Source organism: Nocardiopsis sp. NPDC055824, assembly GCF_053616335.1.
Window position 1 is genome coordinate 1 of record NZ_JBSHDN010000170.1, and the last position, 14275, is coordinate 14275.

11 protein-coding genes are annotated in these 14275 nt (G+C 72.6%); 4 read left to right on the top strand and 7 right to left on the bottom strand.

All coding sequences use genetic code 11. The features are described from left to right. Nucleotides 1-28 precede the first annotated feature (28 nt). The 3 genes from ACWGL3_RS25145 to ACWGL3_RS25155 all read right to left on the bottom strand — a co-directional run bounded on the left by ACWGL3_RS25145 (nucleotide 29) and on the right by ACWGL3_RS25155 (nucleotide 4357). Nucleotides 29-1837, bottom strand: coding sequence for a phosphoenolpyruvate carboxykinase (GTP) (locus ACWGL3_RS25145; protein ID WP_267950235.1), 1809 nt, complete (start codon nucleotides 1835-1837; stop codon nucleotides 29-31). A gap of 624 nt (nucleotides 1838-2461) precedes the next feature. Beyond that, nucleotides 2462-3022, bottom strand: a complete 561-nt coding sequence (locus ACWGL3_RS25150; protein WP_267947984.1) for a COG4315 family predicted lipoprotein — start codon at nucleotides 3020-3022, stop codon at nucleotides 2462-2464. A gap of 423 nt (nucleotides 3023-3445) precedes the next feature. Further along, nucleotides 3446-4357, bottom strand: coding sequence for a universal stress protein (locus tag ACWGL3_RS25155; RefSeq protein WP_267947983.1), 912 nt, complete (start codon nucleotides 4355-4357; stop codon nucleotides 3446-3448). Between the two features lie 222 nt (nucleotides 4358-4579). Between ACWGL3_RS25155 and ACWGL3_RS25160 the strand changes: the two genes are divergently transcribed. Further along, complete coding sequence (locus ACWGL3_RS25160) at nucleotides 4580-5299, top strand: DUF998 domain-containing protein (RefSeq protein WP_267947982.1); 720 nt, start codon at nucleotides 4580-4582, stop codon at nucleotides 5297-5299. On the opposite strand, the gene ACWGL3_RS25165 is transcribed toward ACWGL3_RS25160, so the two are convergent. Then, nucleotides 5289-7460, bottom strand: coding sequence for a HelD family protein (locus ACWGL3_RS25165; RefSeq protein WP_267947981.1), 2172 nt, complete (start codon nucleotides 7458-7460; stop codon nucleotides 5289-5291). The genes ACWGL3_RS25160 and ACWGL3_RS25165 overlap by 11 nt on opposite strands. A 495-nt stretch (nucleotides 7461-7955) precedes the next feature. Next, nucleotides 7956-8861: a type I pantothenate kinase gene (gene coaA / locus ACWGL3_RS25170; protein WP_267950234.1), complete on the bottom strand. Its 906-nt coding sequence runs from the start codon at nucleotides 8859-8861 to the stop codon at nucleotides 7956-7958. A gap of 331 nt (nucleotides 8862-9192) precedes the next feature. On the opposite strand from coaA, the gene glmS reads away from it, so the two are divergent. After that, complete coding sequence (glmS, locus tag ACWGL3_RS25175) at nucleotides 9193-11046, top strand: glutamine--fructose-6-phosphate transaminase (isomerizing) (protein ID WP_267947980.1); 1854 nt, start codon at nucleotides 9193-9195, stop codon at nucleotides 11044-11046. A 99-nt stretch (nucleotides 11047-11145) separates the two neighbouring features. Here the strand turns inward: glmS and ACWGL3_RS25180 are convergent, their stop codons facing one another. Continuing rightward, nucleotides 11146-11529: an STAS domain-containing protein gene (locus ACWGL3_RS25180; protein ID WP_267947979.1), complete on the bottom strand. Its 384-nt coding sequence runs from the start codon at nucleotides 11527-11529 to the stop codon at nucleotides 11146-11148. Nucleotides 11530-11678: 149 nt separating this feature from the next. Beyond that, the gene (locus tag ACWGL3_RS25185; protein ID WP_267947978.1) at nucleotides 11679-12227 is read right to left on the bottom strand and encodes an ATP-binding protein; all 549 of its coding nucleotides are present in this window, start codon (nucleotides 12225-12227) and stop codon (nucleotides 11679-11681) included. Between the two features lie 300 nt (nucleotides 12228-12527). Between ACWGL3_RS25185 and ACWGL3_RS25190 the strand changes: the two genes are divergently transcribed. Both ACWGL3_RS25190 and ACWGL3_RS25195 read left to right on the top strand, forming a co-directional pair. Beyond that, the gene (locus ACWGL3_RS25190; protein WP_267947977.1) at nucleotides 12528-13436 is read left to right on the top strand and encodes a helix-turn-helix domain-containing protein; all 909 of its coding nucleotides are present in this window, start codon (nucleotides 12528-12530) and stop codon (nucleotides 13434-13436) included. Nucleotides 13437-13853: 417 nt separating this feature from the next. Next, complete coding sequence (locus tag ACWGL3_RS25195; protein WP_267947976.1) at nucleotides 13854-14090, top strand: DUF397 domain-containing protein; 237 nt, start codon at nucleotides 13854-13856, stop codon at nucleotides 14088-14090. The last annotated feature ends 185 nt before the right edge of the window (nucleotides 14091-14275 follow it).

Genomic DNA, 14275 nt, shown 5'->3' on the forward strand with positions numbered 1-14275 from the left:
CGTGCGCGGAAGGGGGCGGCTCGGACGCCTACCGGTTCAGTCGGGCCAGCAGGGCGTGGTACTCGTCCCAGAGCTCGTCGGGCAGGTGGTCGCCGAAGGTCTTGAAGAACTCGGGCACCAGGGCGGCCTCCTGCTTCCACACGTCGCGGTCGACGGAGAGCAGGAACTCCAGGTCCCGGTCGGACAGGTCCAGGCCCTCGGTGTCGATCCCGTCGGCGGTCGGCAGGTAGCCGATCGGGGTCTCCACGGCCTCGGCCGTGCCCTCCAGCCGCTCGAAGATCCACTTGACGACGCGGCTGTTCTCGCCGAAGCCGGGCCACACGAAGCGGCCGTCGGCGTCCTTGCGGAACCAGTTCACGTAGAAGATCCTCGGCAGCCCGGCCGGGTCGGCCGTGGCGCCGACCTTCAGCCAGTGGGCGAAGTAGTCGCCCATGTTGTAGCCGCAGAAGGGCAGCATGGCGAACGGGTCGCGGCGGAGCTCGCCGACCTTGCCCTCGGCCGCCGCGGTCTTCTCGGAGGAGACGTTGGCGCCCAGGTACACGCCGTGCTGCCAGTCGAAGGACTCGCTGACCAGCGGCACGGCGGTGGCGCGGCGGCCTCCGAAGAGGATGGCCGAGATCGGCACGCCGGCCGGGTCCTCCCACTCGTCGGCGATGGTCGGGGCCTGGCCCGCCGGGGTGGTGAAGCGGGAGTTCGGGTGGGCCGCGGGCTCGGCGGAGTCCGGGGTCCAGGGGCGGCCCTTCCAGTCGGTCAGGTTGGCGGGCGCCTCCTCGGTGAGGCCCTCCCACCACACGTCGCCGTCGTCGGTCAGGGCGACGTTCGTGAAGATGCTGTTGCCCCACAGCGTGTCGATGGCGTTGGCGTTGGTCTTCGCGCCGGTGCCGGGCGCGACGCCGAAGAAGCCGGCCTCGGGGTTGATGGCGCGCAGCCGTCCCCGGGCGTCGAAGCGCATCCAGGCGATGTCGTCGCCGACGGTCTCGACCTTCCAGCCGGGGATGGTCGGCTGGAGCATGGCGAGGTTGGTCTTGCCGCAGGCGCTCGGGAAGGCGGCGGCGACGTAGTGCGAGGCGCCCTCGGGCGAGGTGACCTTGAGGATCAGCATGTGCTCGGCGAGCCAGCCCTCGTCGCGGGCCATCACCGAGGCGATGCGCAGCGCGTAGCACTTCTTGCCGAGCAGGGCGTTGCCGCCGTAGCCGGAGCCGTAGGACCAGATCTCGCGGGTCTCGGGGAAGTGCGAGATGTACTTGGTGGAGTTGCAGGGCCAGGCGACGTCCTCCTGGCCGGGCTCCAGCGGGGCGCCGACGGAGTGGACGGCCTTGACGAACTCGCCGCGCTCCTCGATGAGGCGCAGGGCGGCCGAGCCCATGCGGGCCATGATGCGCATGGAGACGACGACGTACGGGGAGTCGGTGATCTCGACGCCGAGCTGGGAGATGTCGCCGCCCAGCGGGCCCATGCAGAAGGGGACGACGTACATGGTGCGGCCGCGCATGGCGCCCGCGAAGACCTCGCCGAAGGTGGCGCGCATCTCGTCGGGGGCGATCCAGTTGTTGGTCGGGCCCGCGTCCTGCTCGCGCTCGGAGCAGATGTAGGTACGGTCCTCGACCCGTGCGACGTCGCTGGGGTCGGAGGTGCAGTAGAAGCTGTTGGGGCGTTTCTCGGGGTTCAGGCGCGTGAAGGTGCCCTGCTCGACCAGCTGGTCGGTCAGGCGGGTCCACTCCTCGTCGGAGCCGTCGCACCACACGACCTCGTCCGGCCGGGTGAGTTCCGCGATCTCACGGACCCAGGTGACGAGTTCCTCGTGCTTGGTCGGGGCGGCGCCCACGTCGATACCCACGGCAGTCACAGCGGCTCCTCTACGAAAGTCGAGATCTCTCGCATCATGAACGACGACCCCCCGCAGTGACCAATTGGTATAGGCCAATGGTCTATAGCGGTGATGCCGAAGAGTCGGTTTCCACTGCACAGCAAGGGATTCGGGTGGTCCACCAAGGCGCAGGAAACGTCGCGTTCGCTCTCCGTTCCGACACAGCTGGGAGCCGGTTTCCCCTGTCGGGACGGAGACCGCCCCCTCGCTCCCGACACACCGTGCTCTTCGTCACATACCGGTCTCCGGGTACCGGGGCCGCCACTAGACCTGTGGCGCGGGCGCCTCGGGACCCATCGCGGATCCGCCCATGTGGGCGCGCACGGACCGCCGCGCGGGGCCGGTCCGCCCAGGACGCGGACGGGAGGGGTGGGCGGCGGAGAAGGCCGTCCGGACCGGCCGGACCCGGTCGCGCAGGCGTCGGGGGCGGGGGGAGGCGGGATCGGTCGGAGAGCGCCGCGAGGCGCGCGGAGGCAGCCGGGGCGGCGCACGGAGGCCGGGTCGGGCCCGGGAGCGGGAAGCGGGAAGCGGGGACGCCGCGAGGCGCGCGGGCGTCGGGTCCGGGAGCGCCGGGGCGGTCCGGCGCGGGGGCGGTCAGCCCTGGGGGGCCGCGGCGGGGATGGTGATCGTCCCGCCGTAGACGTCCAGCGCGAACCAGGCCCCGTCGGCGCCCTGGCCGTTGGCCTCACCCGGCGCCGCGTCGCCCGTGTAGGTGTAGAGCGGCCACTCGGCGTAGGTGACCTGGGGCGCCCCGTCCAGCCGGGGAACCGCCGCGACCAGCTCGGGGCGCACGCCCTCGGCGGTCATCGGGACGGCCTCGGTCCCGGCCGCGGTGCGCAGGGGCTCCCACAGTGCGGCGCACTCCTCGACGCAGGTGGGGCCGGCCCCCTCGTCCTCGGTGAACAGGTAGAGCGTGTTGCCCCCGCCGTCGGTGAGCAGGAGGCCGAGCACGGGGTGGTCGGCGGCGGACAGGGTGGCCTGGCCGTCGACCAGTGCCGCCCTCTGCTCCTCCGACTCGGTCGCCTCGGGGGTGCCGGTCGCCGCGACGGGCCCGGCGGGCTCCTCCTCACCGGTTGCGGCGCCGGCGCCGCAACCGGTGAGCAGCCATGACACGGCCATTCCGGCGGCGAGGACGCCCTTCGCGGAACCGTTCACGACTTCCCCCGTCGATTCTCGACTGCTCTGCTGTTCGGCGCGGCCACTGCAAGTGAAAAGAGTATGGACGACGCGGACCTTGTCCCGCGAGTAAAATAGGAAGCCTTTTCCCGGGCTCTCCGCTGAACTGCGGCTTCGCGCGAAAAAACCTGCGCCCCGGGCGCGGGCACCGGCAGTGCGGGCGCCTCCCGCACCACGGGCCCTGCCGCGGATCCGGCCCCTTCGGACCCCGCTCCCGCGTCCCGTGCCGGCCGCCCGGCCTCCCCATTCGATCCGGCCGCCGGATATCCGCAGAATAGGGGCCGCGATTGTTCGGCCGCCGGAAATCGTTTCACCGGAGCGAGCCGACGGAAACGCCTTTACGCGGCCGGGACCGCGCCCTTCACGAAGGGCCGCGCCCCGGCGCGCGTCCGCCCCCGGGGGTCACCGCAGGATCGCGACCGGGCCGCGCGCGCCGTGCAGGACGGAGTGGCTCACCGACCCGAGCAGCAGCCCCCGGAACCCCCCGCGTCCGCGCGACCCCACCACGATGAGGTCGGCGGGCGTGGCCTCCTCCAGGAGGGCCACCACCGGGTGCGCGCGCACGACCCGGGTGCTCACCGCCACGCCCGGGTGGTTCAGGCGGGCGTCCGCCAACTCGTCCTCCAGTGCCTGGCGGGCCGCCTCCGCCGCGGTCGCGTCGTCGAACAGCTCCGGCGGGATCGGCCCGGTCGCGGCGGCGAACGCCACCAGGGGCTGCCAGGCGCTCACCGCGACCAGTTCGGCCCCGGCGAACTCCGCCTGCCCGAAGGCGAAGTGCGCCGCCCTCCTGCTGGGTTCGGACCCGTCGACGCCGACGATCACCCGGCCGCGCACCCCGTGCGCCGCGGCGTGGTCGCGGGGCAGCACCACCACGGGGACGGGCGAGCGGGCGGCCAGTTCGATGCCCACGGAACCGACGAACGCCGCGACGATCCCGCTCAGGCCGCGCGACCCCACGACCACGGCGACGGCGCCCTCCGCGGCCGCCTCCGCCAGCAGCGCCTCCACCGGGCGCGCGTACGACAGGCGGGTCTCCACACGGAGTTCGGGGAAGAGCCGCCCGACCCAGTCGCCGGCGTACCCCAGCAGCTTCTCGGTGTTCTGCGTGTCGGTCTCGTCGGGGGGCTCCGCCCGATCGGTCCACCCGTGCCCGCCGAAGACGCCCGCCGAGGCCACCGGCCCGGCGGCGGCGACGATCCGCAGACCGAGACCCCGCAGCGCCGCCTGGTGCGCCGACCATTCCAGCGCGTGGCGGCTGGACTCCGTGCCGTCGACCCCCACGATCACCCATCGCGTCGTGGATGCGCCGTCCATGCGTGCGCCCTTCTCGTCGGTCGTCCCGTATCCCGCGTGTCCGCCGGTGTCCCCCGATGATGCCGGGTGAACACTCAACCGCGGATAACAGTGCCGCCGCGAGTTGGGTGACGTCGGGTCCCGAAAAGCGTAGGGTCCCAGGACAGCGGTGTTTCGACGGCGACCTCGCCGGTGTGTCCCGCCCGGGGGACGGGTGGGACAACCGTGAGAGCAGGGGGCACGATGCCAAACTCCGGGCAGCTGCACTGGGACTCCAGGGACGGCAGGGTCGCCGCGGTCGCGGCCGCCGTCGCCTACAGCCTGTGGACGCTGGAAGTCGTCCTCCCCGGCGGCGGGACGGCCGCCCAGGGCGCGCTGGCGGACCCGGACGCGGCCTTCGGCCGCTTCCTGGACAGCGCGCACCGCGTGGCCGCCATCCTGGTGGTGGTCGCCGCCGCGCTGGGGCTGGCCATGGGAGCCCGGGAGACCGTCCCGTGGCTCACGGTCTCGTGGTGGTCCATGGCCGTGTTCGGCGCCGCCTCGCTGGTGGCGGCGGTGCTGCCCGGGCGGTGCGTGGTGGCCACCGACGCGGCGTGCGCGGCGGAGTCGCTGGCGGAGGGGGCGGGCGGCACGACCGCGGCCCAGGGCGTGTTCGCCCTGGTCGCCATCCTCGCCGCGCTGGTCGGGGTCGCGATGCTGGCGGTGGACCGGTACCGGGCCGGGGACCGGGCGTGGCCGCTCGTCGCGGTCGTGGCGGTGCTCCAGGCGGTGGCCGCCGTCGCCGTCCTGGTCCTGGCCTTCCGGGTGTACGCGGCGGCGGCCGGGGACGGCCCCGGCGCCGCCCCCGGCCTGCTGGAGCGCGCCCACCTGGTGACGGTCGCGCTGTGGCTGCTCGCCGCGGGGCTCCTGCGCGGCCCGTGGAGGCGCACCGGGCCCGCCCGGCCCGCGGACCTCAGCCCGTGACGGCGTCGCGCAGCGCCTCCGGGAGGGGGCGCTCGTGCACCACGTGCAGTGTGCTGACCGCCCGGGTGAGCACCACGTAGAGCCGGTTCACGCCCCGTTCCTCCGCGTCGACCACCGCGGCGGGCTCGGCGACCACGACGGCGTCGAACTCCAGGCCCTTGGCGAGGGACGCGGGCACGGCCACCAGGCGGCTCGCGTCCAGCCCGGCGCCGTCCTCCCCGAGCAGCGGTACGGGCAGGCCCTCGGCGGCGAGGTCCGCCCTCAGCGCGGCGAGGCCGGCGTCGGCGGCGATGAGGCCGACGGAGCCCTCCCCCTCCAGTGCGGTGCGGCACGCGTCCGCCACGGCCGCCGCCAGCCCTCCGGCCGCCGGGGTGACACGGAGCGACCCGGGTGAGCGGCGCACCGCCACCGGGGCGCCGAGCCCGGGGGCGATGGCGGGCAGGAGCCGGGCCGCGAAGTCGATGATCTGGGCCGGGACGCGGTACCCCCGGTCCAGGACCCTGAGGTGGCCGGTGGGCTTGCCGAGGTGTTCCAGGAGCGTGGACCAGTTCGCGGCGGCCGAGGGGCTGGTGCCCTGGGCGATGTCGCCGAGGACCGTGAGCGAGCCCGAGGCGCACCGGCGGCCCACGGCGCGGCACTGCATCGGGCTCAGGTCCTGCGCCTCGTCCACCACGATGTGGCCGAGACCGGCGGGGCGCCCGATCAGGGCCGAGGCCTCGTCGATGAGTGCCAGGTCCTCCTCCGACCAGCGGGCGCTCCGGGGGCCGCGGGGCCGCCCCGGGAGGAGGACGGCGGCCTGCTCCTCCGGGCTCAGGAGGCCGTCGGCGGCACGGGCGAGCCGTTCGGGGTCGGTGAGCAGGCCGAGCACGAGCTTGATCGGGTCGGCCTTGGGCCACATGGCGGTGACCGCGGACCGCACGGCCGGATCGCGGCGCACCTGCGCGTGGGTGCGGTCGTCGCACGCCTCCCCCTCGCCCTCCATGAGGCTCAGGACGGCGTGGGCGATGCGGTGGGAGAGGAGTTCCCGACCGGAGCCGTAGGCGACGCCCCGCTCGGCGAGCTCGTCCAGGAGCGGGCGCAGGTCCTCCGGGTACAGGCGCCAGCGGCGCGAACCGCGGCGGACCATGACGGCCTCCTCCGGGGTGCGCAGGTGGGACCACAGGTCGCGGCGCAGGACCTCGGCCATGCGCGCCCGGCCCTTGACCCGGGCGGCGGCGGGCTCCTCGACCCGTCCGATCCACCCGGCCGCGGGGCGGGAGCGCTCGGGCAGGTCGCGGGTGAGCAGCTCGGTGACGGTGGTCTGGTGGACGTCGACCTCGCCGAGCGCGGGCAGGACGTCGTGGATGTAGGAGAGGAAGGAGCGGTTGGGCCCGATGATGGCCACACCGCTGCGGGACAGCCGTTCGCGCTCCGTGTAGAGGAGGAAGGCGATGCGGTGCAGGCCCACCGCGGTCTTGCCGGTGCCGGGCGCCCCCTGGACGCACAGGGTGGTGCCGAGCGGTGCGCGGACGAGGTCGTCCTGCTCGGGCTGGATGGTGGCGACGATGTCGCGCATGGGGCCGGTGCGGGGGCGCTCGATCTCCGCGTTCAGGAGTTCGCCCCCGCCCTGGCCGGCCTCGGGCGGGGCGTCGGTCAGCGCCTCGTCCTCGAAGGCGGTGAGCAGCGCCTCGGGTTCGGCGTCCGGTCCCGGGGTGACGGTGGTGAAGCCGTAGCGGCGCCGGACCCGGACGGACATCCGGTCCTGGGGCGAGGCCCGGTAGTAGGCGACGCAGATCGGGGCGCGCCAGTCCAGGACCATGGGGCGCCCGGACCTGTCGTGGATGTGGCGGCGGCCGATCTGGACGCGGTCGGCGTCGGCGGAGCCGTCCGGGGCGGGGGCGCCGCCGGGGTCGTCGTCGAAGAAGACGGTGCCGGGGTCGAAGTCGAGGCGGCCGAAGAAGAGGGGCGCGCCCGGCACCTCGGCCAGGGCGGCGAGGCGCCGCTCGCGGCCGCGGCGGAGGGCCGCGTTGGTGACCTTGTCGTTGACGACGTCGCCCAGCACGAGTTCGCTGCCGGCGACCTCCTCGCGCATCCGCCGCAGGGCCTCGCGGGCGGCGGTGAGCCGGTCGCGTTCGGCCTGGAGCGCGTCGTTCGAGGGCACGGAGGGATCGGTGGTGGTCATGACGAAGACCTCGGGAGGTTCGGCGGGACAGTGGCGCGGCGACGCGCGTGCGCTGGTCCCGCCCCGGAGCCCGCGAGGGGCCCGGTTCGTTCCGATCCTTGAGAGCGCACGACACCCGGTGCAGGGGCGCGGCCGAAAAGAGAGACCACACTAACCCGCCGTCCGGCCCCGGCCAAACCGGCCTCCCGCGCAGCGAGCCCGCGAGCTCGCCGAGAACACCGAGGGGCGTGCCAGGGTCCTGCAGGAGGAGACAAGCCGCGAGCGAGGAACGAGCGACAGGCGCAGACGACGACGAAGGCCCCTGGCTTCCGACGCCCCGAGCCCGCGCAGCGAGCCTGCGAGCTCGCCGAGAACACCGAGGGGCGTGCCAGGGTCCTGCAGGAGGAGACAAGCCGCGAGCGAGGAACGAGCGACAGGCGCAGACGACGACGAAGGCCCCTGGCTTCCGACGCCCCGAGCCCGCGCAGCGAGCCTGCGAGCTCGCCGAGAACACCGTCAGGTCTTGCGCAGCCGCACCCGCCGGACGCGGTGGTCGTCCCCCTTGTAGAGGATGAGGGTGGCGCGCCCCCGCGTCGGGCGGATGTTCTCGACGAGGTTGACCTCGTTGATGGTGCGCCAGGTGTTGGCGGCGAACTCCAGGGCCTCTTCCTCGCGGATGGTGGTGGCCATGTGGTGGAAGTAGGAGCGGGGGTCGGAGAACGCGGTCCGGCGCAGTTCGCGGAAGCGGTCGAGGTACCAGTTGCGGATGTTCTCGACCTTGGCGTCGACGTAGATGGAGTAGTCGAAGAAGTCGGCCACGGCCAGGCGTCCCGCGGTGGCGGGCTGGAGGACGTTGATGCCCTCGACGATGAGGATGTCGGGGCGGTGCACGGACTGCCGTTCGCCCGGGACGATGTCGTAGTTCAGGTGGGAGTAGACGGGGATGTCGATGCGGTCGGCCCCGGCCTTCATCTCCGACACGAAGCGCACGAGCGCGCGGCGGTCGTAGCTCTCCGGGAAGCCCTTGCGCCGCATGAGCCCCCGCGACTCCAGGACGGAGTTGGGGTACAGGAAGTTGTCGGTGCTGACCAGTTCCACGTTCGGGTGGTTGGGCCACTGCGCGAGGAGGGAGCGCAGGAGCCGCGCCGTGGTGGACTTGCCCACGGCGACGCTGCCCGCGACGCCGATGATGAACGGCGCCGGGCGGTCCGCCTCGCCGAGGAAGGCGCGGACGGCGGCGTGCCGCTGCTGGGTCGCGCCCACGTAGAGGTTCAGCAGGCGCGACATCGGCAGGTAGACGTCCCGCACGTCCTCCAGGGAGGTGGGGTCGGTGGTACCGCGGAGCTCTGCCAGGTCGGCCTCTGTCAGGGAGAGGGGTGTGGAGGCCCGCAGGGCCGCCCAGGCCGCCCGGTCCAGCTCCACGTACGGTGAGGAGAGGCCGTTCTTCGTCGTGTGAGACACGAATGACCACCCTAGACGAGGGGGTCGTCCGGATTCGGCAGCCGGTCCCCGCTAGCCCCGAACCGGGGCGGAACGTGCCCGAAACCACACGTTCACGGTGGTGTCTCCAAAGGTTTTTCGGCGGGTCGCGAGCCGGGGGAAATCGGTTCCACTCGGCGCCCCCGCATGCCCCCCACCTGCGTGGTATGGCCCCCATGCACCAAATGGTCTATACCGCCACCTGCGAAAACAACCAGTGGTATGGGTAGGTGGTTGGTCGATCCGGCGTCCTTTTTCGCCTACGCTGGCGGCCATGTGCGGAATCGTTGGCTACGTCGGGCCGCAACCGGCGCTTCAGGTCGTCGTGGACGGCCTCGCAAGGTTGGAGTACCGCGGATATGACTCCGCGGGTGTGGCGGTGCTGGGCGACGGCGCCCTGCGCACGGAGAAGCGCGCGGGCAAGCTCGCCAACCTGCGCCGGGCCCTGGAGGAACGGCCGATCTCCGGCGAGGGGGCCGGTATCGGGCACACGCGTTGGGCCACCCACGGTGCCCCGAACGACGTCAACGCCCACCCCCACGTGGACAACGGCGGACGTGTCGCGATCGTCCACAACGGCATCATCGAGAACTTCGCGGCGCTCCGCCTGGAGCTGGAGGAGCAGGGCTGCAAGTTCCTCTCCGAGACCGACACCGAGGTGACCGCGCACCTGCTCAGCACCGAGCTGGCCGAGCGCGGCGACGGGGACCTGCCCGCGGCCATGCGCGCGGTGTGCAAGCGGCTGGAGGGCGCTTTCACCCTGGTCGCGACGTCCGTGGACGACCCCGACCTGGTGGTGGCCGCCCGTCGCAACTCGCCGCTGGTCGTCGGCCGCGGCGTGGGCGAGAACTTCCTGGCGAGCGACGTGGCCGCGTTCATCGCGCACACCCGCGAGGCGGTCGAGCTGGGCCAGGACCAGGTGGTCGAGCTGCGGCCGGACTCCGTGGTCGTCACCGACTACGAGGGCAACCCCGTCGAGGTCCGCGAGTACCACGTCGACTGGGACGCGTCCGCCGCCGAGAAGGGCGGCTACGACTACTTCATGCTCAAGGAGATCGTCGAGCAGCCGCGCGCGGTGGCCGACACGCTCCTGGGCCGCCTGTCGGTCGACGGGCTGCTGACCCTGGACGAGATGCGGCTGACCCCGGAGGACCTGCGCTCCGTCGAGAAGATCGTCATCATCGCCTGCGGGACCTCGTACCACGCGGGCCTGATCGCCAAGTACGCCATCGAGCACTGGTGCCGCATCCCGTGCGAGGTCGAGGTGGCCAGCGAGTTCCGCTACCGGGACCCGATCCTGGACCAGCAGACCCTGGTCATCGCGATCTCCCAGTCCGGCGAGAGCATGGACACCCTGATGGCGGTCCGCTACGCCCGGGAGCAGCGCGCCCGCGTGCTGGCGATCTGCAACGTGAACGGGTCGACCATCCCCCGCGAGTCCGACGGCGTCCTGTACACGCACGCGGGCCCCGAGGTCGGGGTGGCCGCCACCAAGACCTTCATGACCCAGCTGATCGCCTGCTACCTCGTCGGCCTGTACCTGGCCCAGGTGCGCGGGCTGAAGTTCGGCGACGAGATCACGGCGGTCATCGCCCAGCTCGCCACGATGCCGGAGCAGGTCGACAAGGTCCTGAAGACGGTGGAGCCGGTCCGCGAGCTGGCCCGCTCGCTCTCCGACGCCGACACGGTGCTGTTCCTGGGCCGCCACGTGGGCTACCCGGTGGCGATGGAGGGCGCGCTCAAGCTCAAGGAGCTGGCGTACATGCACGCCGAGGCGTTCGCGGCCGGCGAGCTGAAGCACGGCCCGATCGCGCTGATCGAGGACGGCCTGCCGGTCGTCGTCGTGGTGCCCTCCCCGAAGGGCCGCAGCGTGCTGCACGACAAGATCGTGTCGAACATCCAGGAGGTGCGCGCCCGCGGCGCCCGCACCATCGTGATCGCCGAGGAGGGCGACGAGGCGGTGCGCCCGTACTCGGACGTGCTCATCGAGATCCCGGCGGTGCCGACCCTGCTCCAGCCGGTCGTCGCGACGATCCCGATGCAGGTGTTCGCGTGCGAGCTGGCCCTGGCCAAGGGCAACGACGTGGACCAGCCGCGCAACCTGGCCAAGAGCGTCACGGTCGAGTAGGGGGGACATCCCTCCTGGGGGCGCTTCCGGCACGGCCGCCGGGGGCGCCCCCTTCGCGTGCGGCGTCCGGCCGCCGGGGCGCCCGCCGAGGGGGCCGGGTCAGCGCAGGGCGCCGGGCGGGTGTCCGTGGCGGGGCGCCGCGTGGGCGGCGACCGCCGCGGCGACGCCGTCGTGGGTCGCCAGGACGTCGCGCAGGCCCAGGACGTCGAGGATCCGCGAGAGCTGGCGGGTGGGCCCGGCCAGGAGGAGGTGGTGCTGGACCCTCGTGGCTCCGCGCAGTGCGCGGACGAGCATGTTGACGCCGGAGGCGTCGATGAACTCCACGGCGGACAGGTCGACGACGACGCAGCCGTCCGCCGTGGCCGCGGCGATCCGGGCGAGCGCCCTCTCCGCGGTGGCGATGTCGATCTCACCGGTCAGTCCGACGACGGTGGTGGTCCCGTCGCAGAGGAACTGGTCCTGTTCCGTGTCCAGCACGGCCACGCCTCGCTCCCGGGATGGGGTGTGGGAAAGTCCTGTCACGACGCGGTCGGTCAAATACCGACATGCGTTGACAGCCTACTCTTCCCGGGCGGCTCCGCCGCGTCGTCCACAGCTCCCGAGGCACCGCGGCCGCGCGGTTGCGGGGTGGGTCAGTCCTCGCCGCCGCACACGGCCCAGACGACCTTGCCGCCGCGGCCGAGCGGGTTCCAGCCCCATTCGCGGCTGAACGCCGCGACCAGTCCGAGGCCGCGGCCGGACTCGGCGAAGTGGTGCGCGTCCATCTTGACCGGCGCCTTCGCGCTCTCGTCGGCGACCATGCACAGGATCCCGCCGCGCTCGCCCAGGCGGCGCAGTTCGACCACCACCGGAACGCCGGCGGGGTCCCCCTCCCCCGCCACGGCGTGGCGGCAGGAGTTGCCGACGAGCTCGGAGACGATCAGCCGGACGTCCTCCTGCACGCCCTCGGCGCCCCACTCCTCCAGGACGGACGCGGCGAAGTCGCGTGCCCGGCGGACCGAGCCGGGGACGGAGCCGAACGCCCTGGCGGCGCCCTCCTGGGACCGGGAGGCCTGGCCGACGGCGAGGCGGCACGGCGGGTGGTTCCACCAGGACGGGAGGTCGTCCGACGCCTCCGCGAGGGAGGGACGACTCCAGGACGGCCCGGAGTCCAGCTCCGAGGACACCAGCTCTGCGTTCATCACGGTCCTCACGAGTGTGATGGCGGGTTCGCGCGGACTTGCCTGACGCGACCCCCTGTGGCTTACATCTGTAAGACACGGATGCACGTGCAGTTCAACGTCCGGGCAAGACTATAGGACGAACGACCCTTATCGGTAGATCCTCGTCAAAGAATTCCCACACGGGGACGCGCGTTTACTCCAAGCCCAGAAGAGGCGCTTAGGCCACGAACCAATCCCCCCTCGCCCCTGTCCGCAACCTCGGACGCGTGGGTATACTGAGCGGTCGCTACGGGCCAAAGCCGCTACACAGGAGGCGATGTGGTCGCCGATCACGCAACGAATCTCCAGGTCACTCAAGATTTTCTGGCCAATTCCAGTGGTGGCCCCACCGTCCTCCGCATTCTCCTCGGAACCCAGCTCCGGCGGCTCCGCCAGGAGAAGGGCATTTCGCGGCACGACGCCGGATACGCCATCCGGGCCTCCCACGCCAAGATCAGCCGCATGGAGCTCGGCCAGGTCAGCTTCAAGCGCCGGGACGTGGACGACCTCCTCCAGCTCTACGGGGTGGACGACCCCCAGCAGCGCGAGGCCCTCCTCGGCCTGATCTCCAGCGCCAACGCCCAGGGCTGGTGGCACAAGTACGGCGACGTGCTGCCCCAGTGGTTCGGCGTCTACGTCGGCCTGGAGGAGTCCGCCTCGATCATCCGCACCTACGAGGTCCAGTTCGTCCCGGGGCTGCTCCAGAGCGAGGACTACGCCCGCTCGGTCATCCGGCTGTCCCGGACGGCCACCTCCGAGGAGGACGTCGACAGCCGGGTGATGATGCGCATGCACCGCCAGCGCAGATTCGTGGAACCCCAGGCCCCGCGTCTGTGGGCCGTGATCGACGAGGCCGTCCTGCACCGCCCCTACGGCGACGCCGAGGTGATGCGCGGCCAGGTCGAGCACCTGATCGAGATGGCCCGGCGCCCCAACATCACCATCCAGATCGCGACCTTCGCGATGGGCGGGCACCCCGCCGCGGGCGGCCCGTTCAGCATCCTGCGGTTCCCCACCCCGCAGCTGCCCGACGTGGTCTACCTGGAGCAGCTGAGCAGCGCCCTGTACTTCGACAAGTACGAGGACACCAACCGCTACTCCCAGACGATGGACCACCTCGCCACCCAGGCGCCGCCGCCCACCGCGACCGAGGAGATCCTCCGCGGCTTCCTGGAGCGCTACCCCTGACCCTCCCCGCCTCCCCGCACCCTCCGCCGCACGCCCGGTCGCTCTCAGCGCCCGGGCGTTCGCTTTGCGCTCCCGGAACGGGTTCCCGGCTGACCGGCTTCGGCCACGAGTGGAGAACGATCCGGCCCCGGAGAACCGCGCGCCTCTCCCCCACGTTAGGTGTGACGTGCGGTTTCGAACCCGAATCACCCGCCGTCCTTGCATAGGTACTTACGGACGTAATCACCAATGCACGTGCATGAGCTACGCTCTGACTCGCACCGGGACGAAACAACCCACCACGGGACGGTTCGCCCCCCACAGGGCGTCCGCCCGCAAGGCGGGCCCGGTGGCGAGACACGACGGGCGCGGTGAAGGATCTACCGCGTGTGGACAGATCCCCGCTCACGAGTCCCCCCGAAGTTCCAGGAGGTTGAGATGCATCCGATCTACAACGGCGTTCCCGCGAGCCGGCTGCCCAAGGTCGTCTGGACCAAGAGCAGCTGGAGCAATCCGGACGGGAACTGCGTCGAGGTCGCCGCGCTCCCGGACGGGGACATCGCCGTGCGCAACTCCCGCGACCCCCAGGGGCCGGCGCTCGTGTACACCCCCGCCGAGATCGAGGCCTTCGTCCGCGGCGCCAAGACCGGTGACTTCGACGCCCTCCTGAGGTGACACCGCCCCGAAGGGCCGCGACCCCCTCGCCGCACCTCCGGCCTCCCCCGTCCCCGCCCCCGGTCCCCCGCGACCGCCCCACCGAGACCAGCCCCGGAAGACGTCCGCGCCGATGGCCCCCGTGACCACCCCGGTTCACGGGGAGGCCTCTCCGTCCACGGCGCGGACGCACGCGGAGCCCGGCC

Excerpts from the sequence above, each read along its gene's own strand:
- ACWGL3_RS25155 (WP_267947983.1), bottom strand. The coding sequence starts at position 4,357 with ATGGACGGCGCATCCACGACGCGATGGGTGATCGTGGGGGTCGACGGC.
- ACWGL3_RS25160 (WP_267947982.1), top strand. The coding sequence starts at position 4,580 with ATGCCAAACTCCGGGCAGCTGCACTGGGACTCCAGGGACGGCAGGGTC.
- ACWGL3_RS25185 (WP_267947978.1), bottom strand. The coding sequence starts at position 12,227 with ATGAACGCAGAGCTGGTGTCCTCGGAGCTGGACTCCGGGCCGTCCTGG.
- ACWGL3_RS25165 (WP_267947981.1), bottom strand. The coding sequence starts at position 7,460 with ATGACCACCACCGATCCCTCCGTGCCCTCGAACGACGCGCTCCAGGCC.
- ACWGL3_RS25195 (WP_267947976.1), top strand. The coding sequence starts at position 13,854 with ATGCATCCGATCTACAACGGCGTTCCCGCGAGCCGGCTGCCCAAGGTC.
- glmS (WP_267947980.1), top strand. The coding sequence starts at position 9,193 with ATGTGCGGAATCGTTGGCTACGTCGGGCCGCAACCGGCGCTTCAGGTC.